Annotated in this window: 21 protein-coding genes; 7 read left to right on the forward strand and 14 right to left on the reverse strand. The window is 70.4% G+C overall.

Annotated features, from left to right (window positions below; translation table 11 throughout):
* Positions 1 to 337 precede the first annotated feature (337 nt).
* Positions 338 to 1396 carry an aspartate-semialdehyde dehydrogenase gene (locus ACZ69M_RS14065; protein WP_470049682.1) on the reverse strand — a complete coding sequence of 353 codons (1059 nt, stop codon included), beginning with the start codon at positions 1394 to 1396 and terminating at the stop codon, positions 338 to 340.
* 34 nt (positions 1397 to 1430) lie between these two features.
* Positions 1431 to 2708, reverse strand: a complete 1278-nt coding sequence (locus ACZ69M_RS14070; RefSeq protein WP_470049684.1) for an aspartate kinase — start codon at positions 2706 to 2708, stop codon at positions 1431 to 1433.
* 298 nt (positions 2709 to 3006) lie between these two features.
* Here ACZ69M_RS14070 and ACZ69M_RS14075 point away from each other — a divergent pair, with 298 nt between their 5' ends.
* Together ACZ69M_RS14075 and ACZ69M_RS14080 are read left to right on the forward strand one after the other, a co-directional pair.
* Positions 3007 to 3738 (forward strand): response regulator transcription factor, encoded by a 732-nt coding sequence (locus ACZ69M_RS14075; RefSeq protein WP_470049686.1) that lies wholly within the window; start codon positions 3007 to 3009, stop codon positions 3736 to 3738.
* On the forward strand, positions 3735 to 5030 hold the full coding sequence (locus ACZ69M_RS14080; RefSeq protein WP_470049688.1) for a sensor histidine kinase: 1296 nt from the start codon (positions 3735 to 3737) through the stop codon (positions 5028 to 5030). Before ACZ69M_RS14075 ends, ACZ69M_RS14080 begins: the two co-directional genes overlap by 4 nt.
* Here the strand turns inward: ACZ69M_RS14080 and ACZ69M_RS14085 are convergent.
* Positions 4996 to 5496, reverse strand: a complete 501-nt coding sequence (locus tag ACZ69M_RS14085; protein WP_470049689.1) for an SgcJ/EcaC family oxidoreductase — start codon at positions 5494 to 5496, stop codon at positions 4996 to 4998. The two genes, ACZ69M_RS14080 and ACZ69M_RS14085, sit on opposite strands and share 35 nt — an antisense overlap.
* 189 nt (positions 5497 to 5685) lie before the next feature.
* Between ACZ69M_RS14085 and ACZ69M_RS14090 the strand changes: the two genes are divergently transcribed.
* Positions 5686 to 6408, forward strand: coding sequence for a TSUP family transporter (locus ACZ69M_RS14090; protein WP_470049691.1), 723 nt, complete (start codon positions 5686 to 5688; stop codon positions 6406 to 6408).
* Positions 6409 to 6675: 267 nt separating this feature from the next.
* Here ACZ69M_RS14090 and ACZ69M_RS14095 read toward each other — a convergent pair whose 3' ends face one another.
* Genes ACZ69M_RS14095 through ACZ69M_RS14105 form a run of 3 tightly spaced genes read right to left on the reverse strand, consistent with a single transcriptional unit; the run spans position 6676 to position 8326 of the window.
* Complete coding sequence (locus ACZ69M_RS14095; protein ID WP_402039237.1) at positions 6676 to 7335, reverse strand: DUF5063 domain-containing protein; 660 nt, start codon at positions 7333 to 7335, stop codon at positions 6676 to 6678.
* On the reverse strand, positions 7328 to 7927 hold the full coding sequence (gene recR / locus ACZ69M_RS14100) for a recombination mediator RecR (protein ID WP_055613476.1): 600 nt from the start codon (positions 7925 to 7927) through the stop codon (positions 7328 to 7330). Before recR ends, ACZ69M_RS14095 begins: the two co-directional genes overlap by 8 nt.
* Before the next feature lie 57 nt (positions 7928 to 7984).
* Positions 7985 to 8326, reverse strand: coding sequence for a YbaB/EbfC family nucleoid-associated protein (locus tag ACZ69M_RS14105; protein WP_075033091.1), 342 nt, complete (start codon positions 8324 to 8326; stop codon positions 7985 to 7987).
* A gap of 316 nt (positions 8327 to 8642) precedes the next feature.
* On the opposite strand from ACZ69M_RS14105, the gene ACZ69M_RS14110 reads away from it, so the two are divergent.
* Entirely contained in the window at positions 8643 to 9383 is a 741-nt protein-coding gene (locus tag ACZ69M_RS14110; protein WP_470049694.1) for an SLATT domain-containing protein, read from the forward strand.
* Positions 9384 to 10126: 743 nt separating this feature from the next.
* On the opposite strand, the gene ACZ69M_RS14115 is transcribed toward ACZ69M_RS14110, so the two are convergent.
* The 4 genes from ACZ69M_RS14115 to ACZ69M_RS14130 all read right to left on the reverse strand — a co-directional run bounded on the left by ACZ69M_RS14115 (position 10127) and on the right by ACZ69M_RS14130 (position 14966).
* Complete coding sequence (locus tag ACZ69M_RS14115; RefSeq protein ID WP_470049696.1) at positions 10127 to 11656, reverse strand: substrate-binding domain-containing protein; 1530 nt, start codon at positions 11654 to 11656, stop codon at positions 10127 to 10129.
* A 110-nt stretch (positions 11657 to 11766) separates the two neighbouring features.
* Positions 11767 to 13716: a serine/threonine-protein kinase gene (locus ACZ69M_RS14120; RefSeq protein WP_470049698.1), complete on the reverse strand. Its 1950-nt coding sequence runs from the start codon at positions 13714 to 13716 to the stop codon at positions 11767 to 11769.
* Positions 13717 to 13800: 84 nt separating this feature from the next.
* Entirely contained in the window at positions 13801 to 14316 is a 516-nt protein-coding gene (locus ACZ69M_RS14125) for a MarR family winged helix-turn-helix transcriptional regulator (protein WP_470049700.1), read from the reverse strand.
* The gene (locus ACZ69M_RS14130; protein ID WP_470049702.1) at positions 14313 to 14966 is read right to left on the reverse strand and encodes a DJ-1/PfpI family protein; all 654 of its coding nucleotides are present in this window, start codon (positions 14964 to 14966) and stop codon (positions 14313 to 14315) included. The genes ACZ69M_RS14125 and ACZ69M_RS14130 overlap by 4 nt, the downstream gene beginning before the upstream one ends.
* A 183-nt stretch (positions 14967 to 15149) precedes the next feature.
* On the opposite strand from ACZ69M_RS14130, the gene ACZ69M_RS14135 reads away from it, so the two are divergent.
* The 3 genes from ACZ69M_RS14135 to ACZ69M_RS14145 all read left to right on the forward strand — a co-directional run bounded on the left by ACZ69M_RS14135 (position 15150) and on the right by ACZ69M_RS14145 (position 18242).
* Positions 15150 to 16505 carry an aminotransferase class III-fold pyridoxal phosphate-dependent enzyme gene (locus ACZ69M_RS14135; protein ID WP_470049704.1) on the forward strand — a complete coding sequence of 452 codons (1356 nt, stop codon included), beginning with the start codon at positions 15150 to 15152 and terminating at the stop codon, positions 16503 to 16505.
* Positions 16506 to 16737: 232 nt separating this feature from the next.
* On the forward strand, positions 16738 to 17433 hold the full coding sequence (locus ACZ69M_RS14140) for a GntR family transcriptional regulator (RefSeq protein WP_470050161.1): 696 nt from the start codon (positions 16738 to 16740) through the stop codon (positions 17431 to 17433).
* A 158-nt stretch (positions 17434 to 17591) separates the two neighbouring features.
* Entirely contained in the window at positions 17592 to 18242 is a 651-nt protein-coding gene (locus tag ACZ69M_RS14145) for a hypothetical protein (RefSeq protein WP_470049706.1), read from the forward strand.
* 100 nt (positions 18243 to 18342) lie between these two features.
* Here ACZ69M_RS14145 and ACZ69M_RS14150 read toward each other — a convergent pair whose 3' ends face one another.
* The 4 genes from ACZ69M_RS14150 to ACZ69M_RS14165 form a co-directional block, all read right to left on the reverse strand.
* Positions 18343 to 19236: an esterase/lipase family protein gene (locus ACZ69M_RS14150; protein WP_470049708.1), complete on the reverse strand. Its 894-nt coding sequence runs from the start codon at positions 19234 to 19236 to the stop codon at positions 18343 to 18345.
* A 256-nt stretch (positions 19237 to 19492) separates the two neighbouring features.
* Positions 19493 to 21325 (reverse strand): bifunctional metallophosphatase/5'-nucleotidase, encoded by a 1833-nt coding sequence (locus ACZ69M_RS14155; RefSeq protein WP_470049709.1) that lies wholly within the window; start codon positions 21323 to 21325, stop codon positions 19493 to 19495.
* Between the two features lie 288 nt (positions 21326 to 21613).
* Positions 21614 to 21829 (reverse strand): cold-shock protein, encoded by a 216-nt coding sequence (locus tag ACZ69M_RS14160; RefSeq protein WP_470049711.1) that lies wholly within the window; start codon positions 21827 to 21829, stop codon positions 21614 to 21616.
* A gap of 18 nt (positions 21830 to 21847) precedes the next feature.
* Positions 21848 to 22300: a hypothetical protein gene (locus tag ACZ69M_RS14165; protein ID WP_470049713.1), complete on the reverse strand. Its 453-nt coding sequence runs from the start codon at positions 22298 to 22300 to the stop codon at positions 21848 to 21850.
* Between the last annotated feature and the right edge of the window lie 43 nt (positions 22301 to 22343).

The following is a 22343-nucleotide window of genomic DNA, read 5'->3' on the forward strand; positions in this document are numbered from 1 at the left end:
GAATGCCCTCATGCGTACTAGCTCATCCCCTATGCCCCGTTATGCCGTGCCGTCCCCGGACACCCGTTCAGGGCGACCGCAAAGACGCTCCCCGCCCTCCGCGCGGTTGCGGAGAACGGGGAGGGAAATCTTCGAACGCCAAGCGGGTCCTGGACAAGTGGTCCGGACCATTATTCCGGCCACACAACTGACACAGATCCTACAAACGAATCCGGACATGACCAGGGAGATTTTTCCCCCCGGACACCCTGAGCAGGGAAACCCACCGGCCATGCAGGACGACACCCGGAGCCGCGCCACCGAAATCGCCTCACGGCTACGGCAGTGACGCGACTGTCTAGGACAGCTCCGCCGCCACCAGTTCCGCGATCTGGGCCGTGTTGAGGGCGGCGCCCTTGCGGAGGTTGTCGCCGCAGACGAAGAGTTCGAGGGCGGTCGGGTCGTCGAGGGCCCGGCGGACGCGGCCCACCCAGGTCGGGTCGGTGCCGACGACATCCGCGGGAGTGGGGAACTCGCCGGCGGCCGGGTTGTCGAACAGGACGACTCCGGGCGCGGTGGCCAGGATCTCGCGGGCCTTGGTCACGGTGACCTTGCCCTCGAAGCGGGCGTGCACGGTGAGGGAGTGCGTGGTCACGACCGGGACGCGGACGCAGGTCACGGCAACGGGCAGGTCCGGCAGCCCGAGGATCTTGCGGGACTCGTCCCGCACCTTCATCTCCTCCGAGGACCAGCCGTCCTCGCGCAGCGACCCGGCCCACGGGACGACGTTCAGCGCCACCGGCTCCGGGAAGGGGCCCGTGTTGTCGCCCACGGCCCGGCGTACGTCACCGGGGCTGGTCCCCAGTTCCGTACCGGCGACGAGGGACAGCTGCTGGCGCAGGGTGTCGACGCCCGCGCGCCCGGCGCCGCTCACCGCCTGGTACGAGGAGACCACCAGCTCGCGCAGGCCGAACTCGGCGTGCAGCGCGCCGAGCGCCACGATCATGGAGAGGGTGGTGCAGTTCGGGTTGGAGATGATCCCGCGCGGGCGCACGCGTGCGGCGTGCGGATTCACCTCGGGGACGACCAGCGGCACGTCCGGGTCCATCCGGAACGCGCCCGAGTTGTCGACCACGATGACGCCCTTGGCCGCGGCGATCGGCGCCCACTGCGCGGCCACCTCGTCGGGGACGTCGAACATCGCGACGTCGACCCCGTCGAAGGCGGCCTCACTGAGCGCCACCACCTCGACCTCCTCGCCGCGCACGGCCAGCTTGCGGCCGGCCGAGCGCGGGGAGGCGAGCAGACGGATCTCGCCCCAGATGTCCGCGTGCTGGGACAGGATCTGGAGCATGACCGTGCCGACGGCCCCGGTCGCGCCCACGACCGCCAGCGTCGGTCCTGCCGGCCTGGTCATCAGCGGCGACCAGCGCCGCCGTACGGGAGGACGGTCATCGTCCGGTGCCTCCGTAGACGACGGCCTCGTCGCTGTCGGAGTCGAGCCCGAAGGCGGTGTGCACCGCGCGGACGGCCTCGGGGACGTCGTCGGCACGCGTGACCACCGAGATGCGGATCTCGGAGGTGGAGATCAGCTCGATGTTCACCCCCGCCTCGGACAGCGCCTCGAAGAAGCCGGCCGTGACACCCGGGTTCGTCTTCATGCCCGCGCCGACGAGCGAGATCTTGCCGATCTGGTCGTCGTAGCGCAGCGAGTCGAAGCCGATCACGTTCTTCGCCTTCTCCAGGGCGTCGATGGCCTTGCGGCCCTCGGTCTTGGGGAGGGTGAAGGAGATGTCCGTCAGGCCGGTGGAGGCGGCGGACACGTTCTGCACGACCATGTCGATGTTGATCTCGGCATCGGCGATGGCGCGGAAGATCGAGGCGGCCTCGCCCGGCTTGTCCGGGACACCGACGACCGTGACCTTGGCCTCGGAGGTGTCGTGAGCGACACCGGAAATGATGGCCTGCTCCACCTTCTGGTCCCCTTGCTTGATCGGTGCGCTGCTGACCCAGGTGCCCTGGAGCCCGCTGAAGGACGAGCGCACGTGGATCGGGATGTTGTAGCGGCGGGCGTACTCCACACAGCGGTGGAGCAGCACCTTGGAGCCGGAGGCGGCGAGCTCCAGCATGTCCTCGAAGGCGATCCAGTCGATCTTCTTCGCCTTCTTCACCACCCGCGGGTCGGCGGTGAACACACCGTCCACGTCGGTGTAGATCTCGCAGACCTCGGCGTCCAGCGCCGCGGCGAGCGCGACGGCCGTGGTGTCGGACCCGCCACGCCCGAGCGTGGTGATGTCCTTCTTGTCCTGCGAGACGCCCTGGAAGCCGGCGACGATGGCGATGTTGCCCTCGTCGAGCGCCGTCCGGATACGGCCCGGCGTGACGTCGATGATCCGCGCTTTGTTGTGGACCGAGTCGGTGATGACGCCTGCCTGGCTGCCGGTGAAGCTCTGGGCGCTGTGGCCCAGGTTTTTGATCGCCATCGCCAGCAGGGCCATGGAGATCCGCTCTCCGGCGGTCAGCAGCATGTCGAACTCTCGCCCGCTGGGCATCGGAGATACCTGCTCGGCGAGATCGATCAGCTCGTCCGTCGTGTCGCCCATCGCGGAAACGACCACGACCACCTGGTGGCCGTTCTTCTTCGCTTCCACGATTCGCTTGGCGACGCGCTTGATGCCCTCGGCATCGGCTACGGAGGAGCCTCCGTACTTCTGCACGACAAGGCCCACGTGCGCTCCTCGCTCAATCCGTCTCTGTACCGCACAACTGCGGTCGGCTCAGTCTAACGAGCGGCCGGATTTCCCTTCCGGAGTGTCGAATCGTGAGATGTCCCGCCCACGACGTGATCACTCCGGACCGTCAAGGTCCACCGGGAGTCCACCGGAGTCGTCAGATCCACCGGTTTCGGCAGGGTCCCTCCGGCCGCTCCGAGCGGCACCTGCCCGCCCGCACGCCCCGCCACTCCGGAAAGTGCCCCGTGTCACACGACACCGCCGTGTCTTAACTCTCAAGCACTAAGGTTCGGCTGTGCGCGTACTCCTGGTGGAAGACGATGAGCCGGTCGCCGAGTCACTGCGTCGGGGACTGCTGCGCTACGGCTTCCAGGTCGAGTGGGTCACGACCGGCCACGCGGCGCTGGCCCACCAGGGCCCGTACGACGTCGTCCTCCTCGATCTCGGCCTGCCCGACACCGACGGCCTCGACGTCTGCAAGGCGCTGCGGACCCGCGGTGACGTGCCGATCATCGTGATCAGCGCGCGCAGCGACGAGACCGACCGGGTGGTGGGCCTGGAGATAGGCGCCGACGACTACGTCTCCAAGCCCTTCGGCGTACGGGAGGTCATCGCGCGAATAAGGGCGGTGATGCGGCGCGTGCGGCCCCCTACGGAGAGGTCGGCGGGCCCCGACCGCTACGGGTCCCGGCTCACCGTCGACCGCAAGGCCGCCCGGGTCCGCCTCGACGGCGTCGAGGTGGCGCTCGCGCCCAAGGAGTACGACCTGCTCGCGTTCCTCACCGAGGAGCCCGGCGCGCTGATGTCACGCGAACAGATCATGGAAGCGGTCTGGGACGCGAACTGGTTCGGCCCGACGAAGACGCTCGACGTCCATGTCGCCGCACTGCGGCGCAAGCTCGCGGGGGCGATCACCATCGAGGCGGTACGGGGGGTCGGGTTCCGTCTGGAGGTCGTACGGGATCCGGTGCCGGACTCGATCCCCGGTTCGGCCCCCGCTCCGGAACAGGGCGCGCCCGGCTCATGATCCGGCAGCTCATCGTCAGTTACGTCCTGCTGGTGGCCGTCGCACTGACCGCGTTCACCGTGCCGGTGGCCTTCACGCTGACCTCGCAGCTGCGCGGCGACACCGAGGCCTCGGTGCGCCGGGAAGCGAACACGATGGCGCTGATGCTGGCGCAGGGCGACCCCGCCTCACGGGCCGCGCTGAACCGGCTGGCGACGGCGTACGCCGACCGGACGCCCGGCCACGTGGACGTGCTCCCGGCCTCCGGCACGGACGGGACGGACACGGCGCGCTGGGGCGACGGCGCGCTGCGGGTGACGGTTCCGGCGATCAGGGACCACCGCATCGTGGGCGCGGTGCGCGTCACGTACCCGACCTCCGATCTGACCGCCCGGCTGTGGCGGATCTGGGGCTTCCGGGCGATCCTCGCCGTCGGTGTGCTGGCGGTGGCCGCCGGGCTCGGCGCGCTGGTGGCACGCCGGCTGACCCGGCCGCTGCGGCAGCTCAACGAGATGGCCAGCAGGTTCGGCGACGGGGATCTGACCGCGCGCTCGCCGGTCACCGGACCGCCGGAGACCCAGCGCCTGGCCCGCACCCTCAACTCGGGCGCGGAACGCCTGGACACCCTCATCGACTCCCAGCGGATCTTCGTCGCCGACGCCTCCCACCAGCTCCGTACCCCGCTCACGGCGTTGCGCCTGTCCCTCGACAACATCGCGGACGGGGTCGAGGACGCGTTCGTGCGCGAGGACGTGGACCAGGCCACCGCCGAGGTCGTCCGGATGAGCCGACTGGTGAACGGACTGCTCGTGCTCGCCCGTGCCGAGGCGAAGGTCTCGGCGGCCGAGGCGCTGTCGCTGCGGGAGTTGGTGGACGACCGGCTCGCGGTGTGGCGGCCGGCCGCCGAGGAGCGCGGGGTGACCATCGCGCAGGAGGGGGAACTCGGCGGCCGGTCGCTCGTGCTGGCCAGTCCCGGGCACCTCGACCAGGTACTGGACAACATCCTGTCGAACGCCCTGGAGGTCTCCCCGGACGGTTCGGTGATCACCGTGAAGGTGGCGGTCCGCCCCGACGAGGTGGTGCTCTCGGTGCTGGACCAGGGGCCCGGCATGTCCGACGCAGAGAAGGCCCGCGCCTTCGACCGCTTCTGGCGCGGCCAGGGCCTGACCGGGCGCTCCGGCTCCGGGCTCGGCCTCGCCATCGTCAAACAGCTGGTGGCGGACGACGGCGGGACCGTGGCCCTGCGCGACGCACCCGGCGGCGGGCTGTGGGTGGCCGTCAGCCTTCGGGCATCACCGAGGAGTGGTGGTTGACGATCAGCCACTTGCCACCGCGCTTCTCGTACTCGTACGTGTAGCGGGCCTCGACCGTACGCTTGGCGCCGGTGTCCGGGTCGGTGAGCGTGAACGCGTACAGGCCGGTGTCGATGGCGGAGTTCTCGTCGAGGACGTTGACGATCGTCTCGGTCTTCTTGCCGACCGGCTTGTTCTCGAGGAAGTGCTCGAAGTAGTCGACGATCTCGGCGTGCGTGTCGCGGATCTTGTTGGAGACGGTGGGCAGCAGGACGGCGTCGGAGGCGTAGCGGTCGGCCACCTTCTCCGGGTCGCCGGTCTTCAGCGCGGCGTTCCAGCCGTCGAACAGCGCGGCGATCTGTGCCTTGGTGGGCGGCTTCTGCGGGGCCGCGCCGGCCGATGTGCTGACGCCGAGGCCCACGGCGGTCGCGGCGGCGAGGGTGGAGGCGGTGATGACGGCGGCGCGCTTGCGTATCCGGCGCTTCATGGGAACTCCAGTGCGGTGGGGGTACTTGCGGGTCGCTCCACTTGCTGTGGGAGCGACTCCAGCCTCTCTTCGCGCTGGTTAGGAGCCGTCCAGCGGACGTGCAGGGCCGATCCAACTCCCGGCCAACTCACGCTGTGCGAGGGGATGGTGACGGGCGTGCAGGTGTGCCGGGTGGGGTAAGGGGCGTGGATGACGGGCGAGTTGATGCTGGGTGGAATCGTGCTGCTGGGGTCCTGTGTGCAGTGGCTGACCGGGATGGGCTTCGCGCTCGTCGCCGTGCCGGCGCTGGTGCTGCTGATCGGGCCGGCCCAGGGTGTCGTCCTCGCGAACTGCGCCGCCGGGGCGATCTGCGTCGTGGGGCTGGCCGGTGGGTGGCGGCGGGTGCGGCCGCGCGCGATGGTGCCGTTGTGTCTGGCGGCGGCGCTCACCGTGCCGGTGGGCAGCTGGGTCGCACGGCGGCTGCCGCCCGCCGAGCTGCTCGTTTTCATGGGCGCGCTGGTGACGGTGGCCGTGGTCGTGGTCATGCGGGGCGCCCGGCTGCCCGCGCTGCGGGGCACGCGGGGTGCGGTGGCCGCGGGGGCGGCGGGCGGGTTCATGAACTCCGCGGCGGGGGTGGGGGGTCCGCCGGTCTCTCTGTACGCGCTCAACGCGGGGTGGACGGTACGGGAGTTCGTGCCGAACGCGCTGTTCTACGGGGTGGTGGTGAACGCCTTCTCGGTGGCCTCGAACGGCGTTCCGCATCTTGGGCCGGCGCGGTGGGGGGTCGTGGTGACGGGGATGGTGGTGGGGGCCTCGGCCGGGAGGGTGCTTGCCGAACGGGTGCCGGAGCAGCGGGCGCGGATGCTGGTGCTGCTGCTGGCGTTGATCGGCGGGCTCACCACGTTGGGGAAGGGGGTGTGGGGGCTGGGGTGACCTGTGGTGGGGCGGTCTTCTCGACCTGACGGGGCTCGCGCCCCTGCTCATCCAGGTCGGTTCGCACGAGATCCTGCCGGACGACGCCGTACGACTGGCCGCCCGCGCGGCCGGGCACGAGGAGGCGGTCGAGCTCCAGGTATGACCCCGGGTCCCGCACGTCTTCCACGGGGTTCGCCGCGCTGCTCGACGACGCCGACGCCGCGCCGGCCTCCGCCGCCGCCCTCACCCGGGCGCACTGGCCCGCCGTCTGACCCCGGAGCGGGGCTACTTGGCCGACCTGATGCCGAGCGGTCCGCCGATCTCCTCGGCCATGACCCGGCCCGCCTCCTCCGCGAGGACCTCCTCGCCGAGGTCCTGGTCGGTGTCGAGGCCGTTGAGGTCGTCCAGGGGCTGGTTCAGGCGGACGTGGGCCACCAGGGACTGGAGGGCGCGCAGAGCCGCCGAGGTGGTGGACCCCCAGTTGGAGAAGTAGGAGAACTGCCACCACCACAGGGCCTCGGTGGTGCGGCCCGCGCGGTAGTGGGCCATGCCGTGGCGCAGATCGGTGATGACGTCCGCGAGGTCGTCCGAGATGCGGCAGGCCACCGGGGCCTTGCGCGGTTCGTACGGGTCGAACACCTCGGAGTAGACGTCGATCGGGTCCAGCATGACCGCGAGGCGCTCACGCAGGTCGTCGACGTCCGGCTCCGGACCGAGGTCCGGCTCGTAGCGCTCGTCGGGGACGATGTCCTCGTGCGCGCCGAGACGGCCGCCGGCCAGCAGCAGCTGGGACACCTCCAGGAGGAGGAAAGGCACGGCGGAGTCCGGCTCGTCGCCCTTCGCCACTTCGGTGACGGCGACGATGAAGCTCTCGACCTGGTCCGCGATCTGGACCACGAAGTCGTCGGGGTCCTGGCTGGTCGCGTGCAGCGTGGCGTCAGACATCTAGGAGTCGTCTCCCCTCGAAGGCGCGGCCGAGTGTGACCTCGTCCGCGTATTCCAGGTCGCCACCCACCGGGAGGCCGCTGGCCAGGCGGGTGACCCTGAGGCCCATGGGCTTGATCATGCGGGCGAGGTACGTGGCCGTCGCCTCGCCCTCCAGGTTCGGGTCCGTGGCGAGGATGAGCTCCGTGACCGTGCCGTCGGCGAGACGGGCGAGGAGTTCCCTTATCCGGAGGTCGTCGGGGCCGACACCCTCGATCGGGCTGATCGCGCCGCCCAGCACGTGGTACTTGCCCCGGAACTCGCGCGTGCGCTCGATCGCGACGACGTCCTTGGGCTCCTCGACCACGCAGATGACGGTCAGATCCCGACGCGGGTCGCGGCAGATGTTGCACAGTTCCTCCTGCGCCACATTGCCGCAGGTCGCGCAGAAGCGGACCTTCGCCTTGACCTCCATGAGGCACTGCGCGAGCCGCCGGACGTCCGTCGGCTCGGCCTGCAGGATGTGGAAGGCGATCCGCTGCGCGCTCTTGGGACCGACGCCGGGCAGCCGCCCCAACTCGTCGATGAGGTCCTGGACCACGCCTTCGTACACGGACTGCCGCCCTTCCTGGAATCTTTCAGTATGTACGGTAGTTGGCCGCCGCCGGTCTTAGAAAGGCAGGCCGGGGATGCCACTGCCGCCGAGGCCCTGGGCGAGCGGGCCGAGCTTCTGCTGCTGGAGCGCCTGGGCGTTCTCGTTGGCCGCCTGGACCGCCGCGACGACGAGGTCGGCGAGGGTCTCGGTGTCCTCGGGGTCCACGGCCTTCGGGTCGATGACCAGGGCGCGCAGCTCACCCGAGCCCGTCACCGTCGCCGTCACCAGACCGCCACCCGCCTGGCCTTCGACCTCGGTGCGCGCGAGTTCCTCCTGCGCGTTGGCGAGGTCCTGCTGCATCTTCTGGGCCTGCTGGAGCAGCTGCTGCATATTGGGCTGGCCACCACCGGGAATCACGATCAGCTCCTGGTTCGTACGGCTGTCTGGACGGGGTTTTCCCGTTCAGCATGAGCCTACGTGGTTGGCGGGGCCGTCGCCCAAGCACTCTTTCGAGTGAGACGATCTCGAAGCCTATACCTGATCAAGACCCTCTTCCGGGCGGAAAAGCGGCGAAACCCGGGCCATCGCCACCCATTGGGCGGTAGGAAGGGAGCGGCGCTTCGGCACCACGCGTCACTTGACATCACACAACGTCACCAGACACAACGTCACCAGCGACATCCAACATCACCAGCTTCGTCCTTCGTCGTCCTTCGCCAGTAGGGAGTGCCGGGTGAGCCAGCCGGAGATGCAGCCCGAGGGGCCGCCCCAGGACGGTCGGGACGACGGGGCCGCGGGGACCCGGCCGGGTGATCTGACCGGCCGCGCGTTTCCGCTCGGGGACTGGGGGGAGCCGGCCGAGCGGCTCCATGAGCTGTACCGGTGGGTGGAGCAGGGGGCGCTCGACACGGCGTCCTGGTATCTCGCGGACCGGGTGTGGAAGCGGCGGGGGGCGCGGGTGCTGAGGGGTGGGGCGGCGGTGGGGGCGGTGGCCGGGGCCGCGCTTCCCCTGCTGGACCTCACCGGAGTGGTCGGCGGGGTCGCCCCCTGGGGGTATCTCGCGCTGCTGCTCGGGGTCGCGTGTGTGGCCGGGGACCGGTTCTTCGGGGTGACCTCCGGGTGGATAAGGGACGTGGCGACCGCGCAGGCCGTGCAGCGGCGGTTGCAGGTGTTGCAGTTCGACTGGGCGTCGGAGAGTGTGCGGGAGGTTTTGGGGCCGACGGAGGGGACCGCCAGCGAGGCGGCGGATCGGTGTCTGGGGGTGTTGCGCCGGTTTTCGGAGGACATGACGGAGTTGGTGCGGGTGGAGACGGCGGACTGGATGGTGGAGTTCCGGACCGGGCCCGCGCCGCTGGGGATCCAGTCGTCGTTGGCCGGGGTTTCTCGGGCGGAGGGGGCGTCGGCTGGGCGGCTGCCGTTGCCTCCGGGCACCCGCCCGAACATGCCTCGCCAGCGTCCCCCGGAGCCGCGCTAGCGTTCCCTCGCCCCCGCCGCCCCTACCCGTCCCATCCCAGGGGCTCCGCCCCTACAACCCCGAACCCCCACGGGGCTGCCGCCCGCCGGGGGGCTCCGCCCCCGAACCCCACCGGTGGCACGCCCCCGAACCCCCCGCGGGGCTCCGCCCCTGCACCCCACCAGGGGCTCCGCCCCCCGAACCCCCGCGGGGGGGCCGCCCCTGCACCCCGCCAGGAACACGCCCCCGCACCCCTGACGGGGCTCCCCCCCCCGAATCCCCAGCGGGGCTCCACCCCTGCACCCCACCAGGGGCTCCGCCCCCGAACCCCCGCGGGGGGGCCGCCCCTGCACCCCGCCAGGAACACGCCCCCGCACCCCTGACGGGGCTCCCCCCCCGAATCCCCAGCGGGGCTCCGCCCCTGTACCCCACCGGGGGCTCCGCCCCCTGGACCCCCATGGGGCTCCGCCCCCTGGACTGTGGGGCTTCGCCCCCGAACCCCCGCATCACCCCTGCCCCCCCGCATCGGCCGGACCTGCCTCACCCTCAAACGCCGGACGGGCTGGAGGTTTTCAGGGGCGCGGGGAACTGCGCGACCAGCCCCCACCGGCCGACAGCCGAACGAATTCGGGCGGACGGGGGACGCGGGGCGAAGCCCCCGCCTTCAGGGGCGCGGGGAACTGCGCGGCCAGCCCCCACCCACCCGCAGCCAAACGAACCGGACGGGCGGGGGTGGTCGAGCGACGCACCCGGGGTCGAAGGAGTCAGTTGGTGCCGCAGATTTTCAGGCCCACCGGGGTCCCGCACGGTAGGTGGCCGTGGGTGCGGATGACGTCCTGGCCGTTGCCGCGGCTGATGTAGGTGAGGAAGCTGGAGGCGAGGGAGTCGGCGGGCGGCTGGCCGTAGGTGTAGGCGTACTCGATCTCCCGGTACGGGTAGGAGGACGTGCCGTGTTCCAGGTCCTCCACGGACGCGGTGTGTCCGTCGAGGGTGAGCTGGTGCAGGCCCTTGTATCCGGTGGCGAGGTTCAGTTCGCTGTAGCCGATCGCCCCGGGCAACCCGGCCACGCTGTTCAGCACCTGCCCGGTGGAATCGAGCTCGCACCGCACCACGGGCGCCGTCGCGTCGTCCTTGTGGACGCAGTCCAGGGACGAGTTGGCGATTTCGCCCCGCCCCAGCACCCGGCGCTGAAAGACCTGGCGGGTACCGGAGTTGGCGTCCCGGCTGACGAGGAGCACGGGGCGGTCGGGACCGCCGAGCTGCTTCCAGTTCTTGATCTCGCCGAGGTAGAGGCGGCGTACGTCGGCGAGGGACAGGTTCCGCACGGGCAGGTCGTCGTTCACGACCAGGACGAAGACCGAGACCGCGACCCGGTTCTCGCGCAGTTGCGGGAACCCGCTCGGCTTCGGCCCGTCCGAGAGGGCGATGACGGGCGGCGCGCCCTTCGAGGACTTGCCGGCTTCGCCGAGTTCACGCACCCCCGCCGTGCTCCCGTGCGCGTCGACCACGATGTCGGCGCCCTCGCAGTCCTGCTCGTACTTCTTCGCCAGCTCGCTCATCACGGGCGCGAAGGCGGTCGAGCCGGTGACGGTGAGCGTGCCCTTCTCGCAGCCCATCGGCGACGGTGAGTCGTCCCGCAGCACGACGATCAGCGCGAGCGTGACGACACACACGGTCAGCAGCACGGTGATCAGCCGGGCCGCACGGCTGAAGAGGGGCGGCTGGTCGTCCGGTGTCGTACTGCGGTTGGGGCTGACCTCGCCGTCCCGCAGCCCGCCGATCAGCCGTATCTCGCGCCCCACGTCCCCGCCCGACAGCAGCACGAGGAGCTTGAAGTGCTCGCCCCGGTTGAGCGGGACGCGCGGGATGCGCAGGACGCCGTCCTCGTAACTGAGCCCCGCGGCGGGGGTGAAGTGGTCCATGAGGTGGTCGGTGCCGGGCGGCTGGGTGACGGACACACCGCGGATGGTGCGGTCGGTGAACACCGCTGTCAGACCGTGGCGTTCACGGCTCGTGTAGTCGTCACCGGCGATGCTCTGCGAACCGTCGTTCTCGATCCGCAGCAGCACGAGGGTGGCGTCCGTCATGCCCGGCGTCTCGTCGAACAGCCCGAGCCGTACGTTGGCGCGCCCCGAACGCACGTCGTCGCCTATCGGGTTGTCCATCTGCACCCGGTAGCCGATCCGCTTGCGCCGCGGCACCCGGCGTTCGTACCAGACCATCACCGCGGAGGCGACGACACCGATCACGGCGGTCCCCACGGCCACAATGTTCTCTGCGCTCAGCCACTCCATCGCGAGCCACTCCCCCGACCCCAAGGTGCGGTCACCGTACGGCTCGAGGCGGGAACACCCGGCGTACGCCGGGTGAAGTTCAGCGGCCGTTCACCCGAACTGACGCTTCGTCAGCCGCTTTTCGTGTAAGTCAGCGACTCGCCCGAGCCCGTGTTCACCCGGCGCAGCCGGCCGTCGGACAGAAGGGTGATCTCGGAGGCGGCGCCCGGGGAGCAGGAGGAGATCGGTGCGCCGCCGGTGACTTCGGAGGGGCCGATCACCAGGGGGCCGCCGGTGCCGGGGGCGGCGGTCAGTTCGGCCTGGAAGACGCAGTGGTAGGTGCTGCTGCCGGACGGACCGTCCGCGACGAGCGAGAGGACCTTGTCGCCCACCGCGCCCTGCTGGATGGTCAGTCGGCGGGTGTTGCGGCCCGTCGCGTTGTCGATGGAGGCGTCCCAGGTGCCGAGGAACCCCTCCGGGATCGTGCCGCCCTGGGATGCCTGGGGCGAGGGGGAATCGGAAGGGGAGGAGGGGGAGGAGGGAGTGGAGGGGGAGGGCGAGTCGGGGGCGGTCGGGCTCGTGGACGCGGCCGAGGACGCCTTCGCGTCGTCGGTGCCCTTGGCCGTGCCGCCCTGCATCAGCGCGTAGACGGAACCGCCCGCGCCGAGCGCGACGACCAGCGCCACGACGATCAGGGCGGCGGTGGAGCGGCCGCTTCTGCGCGGCGGCTCGGGCTCGGGGATGCCCGCGGGGCCGTACGGCGTGGTGGGCATGCCCGGTCCGTACGACGGCGTGGGGCCGTACGAGCCGGGCGCGCCCCAGCCGCCCTGCGGATGGCCGTACGCGGGCGGGCCCGTGGGGCTGGGGTGCTGCTGCGGATGGCCGTACGCCGGGTGCACGGCGGGCGGCGCGGCCGACGGGGGCGTCTGGTCGGCGCCCGCGATCAGCGTTTGGATGTGGTCCGTCGAGGCCGGTCCTCCCGGCGGGGGCGGGGTGGCGGCGTGCTCCGGGGCGACCTCGGGGACGGGAGCGGGGGCAGGGGTGGGTGCGGCCGAGGGCTTGGACAGGTCCAGGGCCGCCGGGGCGGATCCCGGAGCCGGTTCCTGAGCGGGGGCGGCGGCCTGAGGCGTGGGCGGCGCCGGAGCCGGTGCGGGGCGCTCGTCCGGGTTCTCCGTGTCCAGCAACCGCACGGCGTGCCGCCCGAGTTGGGCCACCAGCGCGCTGGGCAGCCACGGGTCGCGGGAGCGTCCTTCCACGACGGTGTCCTCCGCGCCGATGCGCTCCAGGATCTCGTCGAGGCCGGGGCGGGCGGCGGGGTCCTTGCGCAGACAGTGCCGTACGAGGTCGGCGAGGCCCTCCGGTACGCCGTCCAGGTCGGGATCCTCCTGCGCGATGCGGAACATCGTCGCGTGCACCCCGCTGTTCGCCGCCCCGAAGGGCAGGGCGCCGGTGGCGGCGTACGAGAGGACCGAGCCCAGGCAGAAGACGTCGCACGCGGGCGTGAGGCGGTCGCCGCGGACCTGCTCGGGCGCCATGAACCCGGGCGAGCCGACGAGGGCGCCGGTGCGGGTGAGGCCGCCGTCGGTGACGGTCTCCAGGGCGCGCGCGATCCCGAAGTCGATGACGCGCGGGCCGTCGATGGTCACGAGGACGTTGGAGGGCTTGAGGTCGCGGTGGATGAGTCCGGCGGCGTGGATGTCCTTGAGGGCGTGGGCGAGTCCGGCCGCGAGGATGCGGACGGAACGTTCCGGTAGCGCTCCGTGGTCGCGGCCCACGACCGTCTGGAGGGAGGGTCCGGCGACATATCCGGTCGCGACCCACGGAACGGCGGCCTCGGTGTCCGCGTCGAGGACCGGGGCGGTCCAGAGGCCGCCGACGCGGCGCGCGGCCTGCACCTCCTGGCGGAAGCGGGCCCGGAACTCCTCCTGCGCGGCGAGTTCCTCGCGCACCAGCTTCACCGCGACGGTACGGCCCCGGTCGGAGCGGGCCAGATAGACGCGTCCCATGCCACCGGCACCGAGCCGCGCGAGCAGTCGGTAGGCCCCGATCCGCTGCGGTTCCCCCGCCCCCAGCTTCTCCATCGTCGTGCCGCCCTCCCCCGCACCTGTGCAACCGCCCGAGGCCGAGGATAGTGCGGCCCTACCGGGAGGTGGGTGGGGCGGTGTCTACGGTTCAGTAACAGCACCTGGCGTTTTCGTGACGTCCGTCGCGGCCCCGTCGATCTCGTCGATCTCGTCGATCTCGTCGATCTCGTCGAGAACCGCCGACAGTCGCTCCAGGATCCGTACGGTCTCGGCGAAGCCTTCCTCCCCGAGCGCCCGCGCCAGCCGGTCGGCGAGGGTCGCGTGGCCGGGGCCGATCGCGGCGACCGCGGCGCGGCCGGCGGCGGTCGGGGAGAGCAGTTTGGCGCGGCGGTGGGCGGGGTTGGGCAGGTATTCGGCGAGGCCCTTGCCGACCAGCAGATCGGCGACGCGCTGCACGCTCTGCCGGGTGATGCCCATGGCGCGGGCGATCCCGGCGACGGGGAGCGGCTCGGGGAGCACCGCGCCCAGCACCTGCCACCAGGCGGCGGTCAGCCCCGCGGGGCGGGCCAGTTCGTCCGCCACGGAGAGGAACTGGCCGTTGAGCCGGAAGACACCGAGGGCGGCGCGGCTGAGGAGGTTCTGCCGTTCCCGGCTCATCGGGCGGCCTTCTCGGCGGCCCCTGAGGCCTTCTCCAGTACGGCGTACGCGGATGCGTCGGAGTCGTGGAACAGGCGGTACCAGGCGTCCAGGACCTCCCCCTCGTACACCCCGAGAAGCCGCAGGACCTCCCGGGCGAAGGCGACGGGCTCGGTCGGCCCGGCGGTGACGAGGTTGCCGTCGGTGACGGCGTCGGTGTCGACGTACCGCCCGCCGCCCCGGTAGCCGGTGGCGGCGAGGTAGAAGGGCGCGGCACTGGTGTGGTCCCGGTCGTCGAGGAGCCCCTCACGGGCGAGCCCGGCCGTCGCCCCGCAGATCGCGGCCACCGGCACGCCCGCGTCGAGGAAGGCACGGGCCTTGCGGGCGAAGGGGGCGAGGTCGTGGCACCCCGCCGCGGCAGCGGCTGATGTCTCGGTCCAGAGGTCGGCGCCGGTGAGGATCAGCAGGGAACTGTCGTCGGGGCAGAGTTCGTCGAGCGCGAGGTCGGGCTGGATCCGGAGACCGCCGATCGTCGTCACGGGCTCCCGGGTGGGGCCGACGGTCCGGATCTCGCGGCCGGCGCGGGCGAGATACGCGGTGGTGTGACCGGTCTCCCAGTCGGCGTAGGTGTCGTAGACGGCGAGGTGGACGGGACTGGCGTGGTCGTTCATCGCTCTCTCCTCGCATGGGTCGTGAGGGCGCCTGTGCGCCATGTCAGCATGCTGTCGTTTCGACAGGATGCTGTCAATGGCCTGTTGTCCGCGGCCAAGCCCGACAGACTGTCGTGGAAAGCCCCCGGTCACAGACAGGACGCCGATGTCGCGCCCCCTCCGGCGACATTTACGCTTCGGCGCATGACCCCTCAGCCCAACCCCCAGGTCGGCGCCGCCGTGAAGGCCGCGGACCGCGCGCACGTGTTCCACTCCTGGTCCGCTCAGGAGCTCATCGACCCGCTCGCCGTCGCCGGCGCGGAGGGGTCGTACTTCTGGGACTACGAAGGCAAGCGGTATCTGGACTTCACCAGCGGGCTCGTCTTCACCAACATCGGCTACCAGCACCCGAAGGTCGTCGCCGCGATCCAGGAACAGGCCGCGACCCTGTCCACGTTCGCGCCCGCCTTCGCCGTTCAGGCCCGTTCGGAGGCGGCCCGGCTGATCGCCGAGCGGACCCCGGGCGACCTGGACAAGATCTTCTTCACCAACGGTGGCGCGGAGGCCGTCGAGAACGCCACGCGGATGGCCCGGCTGCACACCGGCCGTCCGAAGGTGCTCTCCGCGTACCGCTCGTACCACGGGGCCACCTCCACGGCGATCAACCTCACCGGTGACCCGCGGCGTTGGCCGAACGACAGCGGCGCGGCGGGCGTCGTCCACTTCTGGGCGCCGTTCCTCTACCGCTCCCCCTTCCACTCCGACAGTGAGCAGCAGGAGTGCGAGCGGGCGCTTCAGCACCTGGAGGACACGATCGCCTTCGAGGGGCCGGGGACCGTCGCGGCCATCATCCTCGAGACGATTCCGGGGACCGCGGGGATCATGACGCCGCCTCCGGGCTATCTCGCCGGGGTGCGGGCGCTCTGCGACCAGTACGGGATCGTCTTCATCCTGGACGAGGTCATGGCGGGGTTCGGGCGTACCGGGAAGTGGTTCGCGGCGGACCACTACGACGTGACGCCGGACCTCATGACCTTCGCGAAGGGCGTGAACTCGGGCTACGTCCCGCTCGGCGGTGTCGCGATCTCCTCGGCGATCGCGGAGACCTTCGCCCGGCGGCCCTACCCCGGGGGGCTCACGTACTCCGGGCATCCGCTGGCCTGTGCCGCCGCCGTCGCCACCATCAACGTGATGGAGGAGGAGGGCATCGTCGAGCAGGCCGCGCGGATCGGGGAGACGGTGCTCGAGCCCGGGCTGCGGGAGCTGGCCGCGCGGCATCCCAGTGTGGGTGAGGTGCGCGGTACGGGGGTGTTCTGGGCGCTGGAGCTGGTCAAGGACCGGGAGACCCGGGAGCCGCTGGTGCCGTACAACGCCGCCGGTGAGGCCAATGGGCCGATGGCCGCGTTCGGGGCCGCGGCGAAGGCGCGGGGGCTGTGGCCCTTCATCAACATGAACCGGACTCATGTGGTGCCGCCGTGCAATGTCTCCGAGGGAGAGGCCAAGGAGGGGCTCGCGGTGTTGGACGAGGCGTTGTCCGTGGCGGACGAATACACCGTGTGACGCGCGGGGGCGTGTGGGTCGGCTGCGGGTGGGCTGCGGGTGGGTGGGGGCTGGGCGCGCAGTTCCCCGCGCCCCTGAGAGCGGGGCTGTGCCCCGTATGTGCCGCGTGCCTGGGGGCGGGGCTGGGCCCCGCCTCCTGCAGCCCCTGAGGGGCTCGCGTCCGCGTAAGGTGACCGTGCTTGCAGACAAGCGCACGCACGTGCACCCGTACGCGACGAGGGAGCGAGAGACCATGCCCGGCACCGGCGGCAACGGCGCCGTAACCCGCAGCACCCTGCGGCAGCAGATCGCGGACGCGCTCCGCGACGAGGTGCTGGCAGGCCGGCTCCGGCCCGGGCAGGCGTTCACGGTGAAGGAGATCGCCGAGCAGTACGGCGTCTCCGCGACCCCCGTCCGCGAGGCCCTCGTCGATCTGTCGGCCCAGGGCCTCCTGGAGGCGGACCAGCACCGCGGCTTCCGCGTGCACGAGTACTCACTGGACGACTACCGCGGCATGATCGAGGCCCGGAGTCTCGTCACCGACGGGATGTTCAAGAGTCTCCTCGACTCGGGCATGACGCAGGCCGACGATCCACGCGCCCTCGCCGCCCTCACCGGGGTCCGCCGCCGCGGCGAGGAGGCCCAGCGCGCCGCGACCGCCGGCGACCTGAACATCCTCATCGGCTACGACCTGCGCTTCTGGCGCGAGCTGAGCGCCCTGTTCGGCAACGCCTACCTCGCCGACTTCCTGCACCGGCTGCGCGTCCAGTCCTGGGTGTGCACGGTGCAGCACCTGCGCCGGGTGGAGGATCTGAAGGGCCACCTGTGGGCGGGCCACACGGAGCTCGTGGACGCGCTGGCCCGCCGCGACCCGGGCGCGGCGCACGCGATCGTCGCCGCGTACAACGAGCACTCCCTCGCCCTCATCGAGCGCCTGGCCGACGGATGAGCGCGACGTGAGGTCGTGGCGGGAGGCGTGTGCGCCGGTGCGACAGGTGGGCGCTCGGGGTGTGGGTACGGGATCCGCACGAGGGGGACTGAGGACGGGTCCCACCCATTACGCTTCCCTGACCACCGTGCTTCCCAAGGAGCTAGAGGAGCCGTCTGTTGGCATGTGACCTGTGGCTGGTCCCGCTCGTCGACGTGTTGTGCCACACCCCCGACAATCCCTTCGCCGAGGAGCTCGCGCTCTACGACAAAGCGCTGGGCGAGGCCGGACTTCCGCCGGTCCCGGTGTACGCGTACATGCCGGGGCTTTCCGGCGACGTGGCCCCGGTCGCCGGTTTCGACTACGACGCGCTGCACTTCCTGCGCCGGGCGTATCTGCTCCAGATGTGCGGCCTCGCGGTGACCCCGGTGGACGAACTGGGCGGCGACTACGAGCAGTTGCTGGAGATGTTCGAGACGAACGCCCAGCAGTCGCACCTCGTGTGGCACTACGACCACGCGGGCGCGTACGTCCCGGTCGACTTCCCGCACCCGCTCGCCAATGACGAACTCCTCGCCGGGGGCGGCCCCCTGGGCTCCTCCCAGGCGCTGCTGCGCGAGCTGGAGTTCGTGGCCCCGACGATCGGTATCGACCCGGCGAACCCGCCGGCCGCCCCGCAGCCGCCCATGGCTCCCACGGAGCTGGAGGAACCGGCCGCGCCCGCCCCGTACGACGCGAGTCCGTTCGCGCGCGAGCGGCATGTGTGGCTCGGCCTGCACGCGGCGGCGACCCGCAGCCTCGCCCAGGGGTCGATGATCATCTTCAGCTGAGGCGCCCGCGGCCCGAAGGAAGGCCCAGGCCCCACCGGAGTCGGTGGGACCTGGGCCGCCTTCGTGTGCCGGTCGCCGGGCGACGACCGGCTGGTACCGGTTACCAGGCCGTGGGGGCCCTCATGGCCTCGTAGGCGTAGCGGACCGGGGCGTGACGGTCGCGGACCGGCCCCCAGGTTCTGCCGTTGTCGTCGGAGAACTTGTAGGACCAGAGTCCGTTGCCGCCGGCGTTCTTGATGGTGCTGTGTTCGAGCCCCTGGCCGCTGTTGTAGACGACCTTGTGCTTGGCCTTCATGCCGGTGGCGGAGCCGGACGTGACGGCGTCGTCGTCACCGGCGCCGATGAGGGTCCAGTCCGTCTTCATCTTGGACTGCGGGTTCTGTCCGGCCCAGGAGAGGAAGCCGCTGCCCGGCCGCAGGTCGCTGCACTGCTTGTAGGTGTAGGCGGCCGTGCACGCCGTCGCCCAGTTGGAGCCCGTGAACGGGCTGCTGAAGGTGACCGCGTCCTCGACGTAGATGTAGTCCGGCCACTGCGACGACGTCCGGCCGTACTTGTTCACGCCGGTGATCGCCGCGCGGATGACCTGACCGCCCATGGAGTGGCCGACCACGTCGACCTTCTTGCCGTGCTTGGAGTAGTTGTTGTAGATGTCCCAGGCGAGCCGCCGGCCGAGTTCCTGGATCCGGGTCTGCAGGTCGCCGTTGACCTTGCGGGTGCAGTTGACGTCGTTCTTGTAGTAGCCCCAGGTGACGAACTTGCCCGTCCAGCCCTTCGTCCGAAGGTCGGACATGGCCTTGCCCCAGACCGACTTGCAGTCCTGCTTGGCGTGGTACGGGCTCCCGTGCTTCCAGTCGATGCCGTGGATGAAGTACACGGCATTGCTCACACCCGCCTGCCGGGGCGGGGTGGCGGCGCTGGCCGGCCCCGCCGCCAGCGCCACCATGACTCCCGCGGTCGCCATGGCGACCAGAGCCCGAATGATCCGGTTGTTCAACAAGACTCCTCATGGAGTGACCGCCGCGGCGCGACGGTCGACCGAAGGCCGGACCTGCCGGGGGTGAGAGCTACGGGTCCGGCGCGCCGTTTTGACGCGGGATCATCTTGTTGAACACGCCATGACAGCGACATCAGTCGCCCTACTCGTCACCGTTGAGTACACATACTCATGCACATCCGTGACACCCATGACCGGATTTCTGCATTCAACTTGTCATTCAACTAGCCCTGAACCAGAACCTTTTGACTGTCTGTCAGCTGGCTGTGAACACCGGCGTCCCGTCCTGTGTCAGCTTCCAGTTGGTGACCGCGAAGTCGGCCGGGTCGAGGGTGCCCTTGGACGTGACGTAGTCGATCATCAGCTGGCGGATCTCGTTGGTGGAGCTGTACGCGATGTCGGCGGCCGCGATGTGCGGGTAGCCGCTGCCGCCGTTGGCGCGGTAGTTGTTGACGGCGACGACGAAGACCTGGTCGTCGGCGACCGCCACGCCCTTGTAGGTGAGGTTCTTGATGCGGGAGCCCTCGGCCTGCGCGATGTCGATGTCGTACTCGACCCCGGCGGCGGTGTCGTACATGTAGTCCCAGAAGCTGTTGGCGTTGGTGAGGGTGGCCGTGTCCACCTTCGTGCCGGACGGAACCCTGTAGTAGTACTTCGCCGCGTACTCGAGGTAGTCCTTGAGCTGGGCGCCCGTGAGCTTCTTGCCGTACAGGGTGTTGTCGTAGATGTAGAGCCCGGCCACGTCGCGGATGGTGACGTTGCCCGCCGGGATGTCGGCGGTGCGGCTGAAGGGCGCCGCGACGGAGATCAGGGGGAGGGCGGCGTCGGCGGTGGACAGGCCGGAGGCCACCGTCGCCATCTGGACCTGGTGGATGAAGTCCATCACCGGGACGTCCTTCCAGCAGGCCTCGGCCCCGGAGAGGTCCGCGGTGCAGGTACCCACCGGAGTGTTGACGTACTTCACGACCAGGTCGTGGTCGGCCTTGAGGAGCCTGGTGATCTCCGGGTCCTCCTCGACCGTGTTGCTGTTGAGGGTCTGCGCCTTGGTGCTCGTCACCTTCCACTGGCCGTGGTGGAGTTCGAGCTCGAAGTCGAAGACGGTCAGGCGCATGCCCCAGCAGTACGGCTCGGAGAGGACGACGTCCTTGCCGGTCTCCTCGTTCTTCACCGTGTACGACGAGACCTCGACGTGCGTGTGACCGACGAGGATCGCGTCGATGCCGGGGACCTGCTGGGCGACGAGGTTCGAGGCGTTCTCGATGTACGGCAGCTCACTGCCGTACGACGAACTGCCGTCCAGGCCCGAGTGGTCGGTGAGGAACACGACGTCGCAGCCGAGGGCGCGCATCCGCGGGACGTACTTCTTCGCCTGCTCGACGAGCCCGGTGAACGCCATCTTCCCGGAGACGTTGTCCTTGTCCCACAGGGCGATGCCCGGATTGGTGAGGCCGAGGATGCCGACCTTGATGTCCGGGGCGCCGGGGACACAGATGCGCTTCACGGTGTACGGCTGGAAGGCCGGGCGCAGGGTCTTGGCGTCCAGCGCGTTGGCGCCGAGCAGCGGGAAGTGACACTGCTCCTCGAACTTGCGCAGGGTCTCGATGCCGTAGTTGAACTCGTGGTTGCCGAGGGCGGCGGCGTCGTAGCGCATGTGGTTCATGGCGACGGCCATGGGGTGCACGGGGGCACGCTTGCCCTTGGCGGCGACGATGGGGTCCACGCGGGCGTAGTAGTACGCCAGCGAGGTGCCCTGGATGATGTCGCCCGCGTCGACGAGCAGGACGTGCTTCTCGCCCTTGGCGGCGCGCTGCTGCTTGATGAGGGTGGCGACGCGCGCAACGCCCACGGAGTTGCCCTTGCTGTCCTTGTACGCCGCGTCCGTGTAGTAGTCCCAGTCGAAGACGTGACTGTGCAGGTCGGTGGTGCCCAGGATGGAGAAGGACCAGGTACGGGGCGCCTGTTCGGGCTTGTGATCCGAGGTCTGGGCCTGGGCCGGCGTCGCGGCGACAGCCCCCGCGACCGTGACGGCCGCCCCGGTGACGGCCGACTTCTTCACGAACTCCCGGCGGTTCATGGGATTGACGGGCATACGTGTCTCCTGGGACTGGCTGGGACTTGGCTGACGGGAGCAACTGCGCGAGTCGTGCGGGGACTTCGGGCACTGCGGATGCGCTGGGTGCGCTACGTGCGCTGCGCGCACTCAGTGCACTACACGCGTAGATCGTCGTCGGGTCCCGGTCGGTCGGGAACCAGGAACAGACCATGTCCAGGTCAATTAACGGTCAGCTCGCCCTGCCTGACGGTCACTCCGTGCCATGACGACGCCCCCGGTCCTGCCGAAGCCGCGCCGGGGGCGCCCTCGTCGGGGGACCGCGTCCTAATCGACGGCGACAATCCGGGTGGCCCGGTATTGATAACCGTCCTGCTCGCCCTCTTCCCACTCCATGGTGACTTTCCGACCCGGTGTGAGAGAGCGGAAGCCGGACATCTCGATCACGGAGAAGTGCGCCCAGCAACCGCCGGGCGTCTCATTGGAATCGAGGACTCCCCAGCCCTCTTCGTCGTCCCATTCACGAACCGTCGCCAGCGTCATGCGGAGATCCTACTTCCGCTATACGAGGGTGACGATGAACGGGAAGTCGAGGTCGACCGTCCGCGTTCCGCGCGCAATGGGGAAGGTCTCGTGAATCTTCAGATCCCAATTGCAGGACGTCATGTGGCTGCCCAGCGCCGCGGACGCATGGACGAAGTACCGCGGAGAGACACCGGGGTGGCTGTCGTGAGCGACCCTGCGGCCGTTGCAGGTGAGGTCGGCGGTCTCGTTCATGAGACCGGTGGCGGGTGCCGCGGTGGCGGCGCTGAGCTGCCACCCCCACTGGAGCTTGCCGTTGCTGTATTTTATTTGAGCGCTGAAATTCCCCCGGGGGTCATTACCGTTGTAGGACGGGTGCTGCGGAGTGAAAACGTGCTCCCCCGCGGCGGACGACGGCGCGGAGCCGAGCCCCACGGCGAGTGCCGATGTAGCGGCCAGAATCGCCGCCCGCTTCACAAAGCGCGAAAACATGGTGAACCTCTTTCAGGTCAGTGGGTTCGCCTGCGAAGCTAAT

This window comes from Streptomyces sp. NPDC107454 (assembly GCF_055582885.1).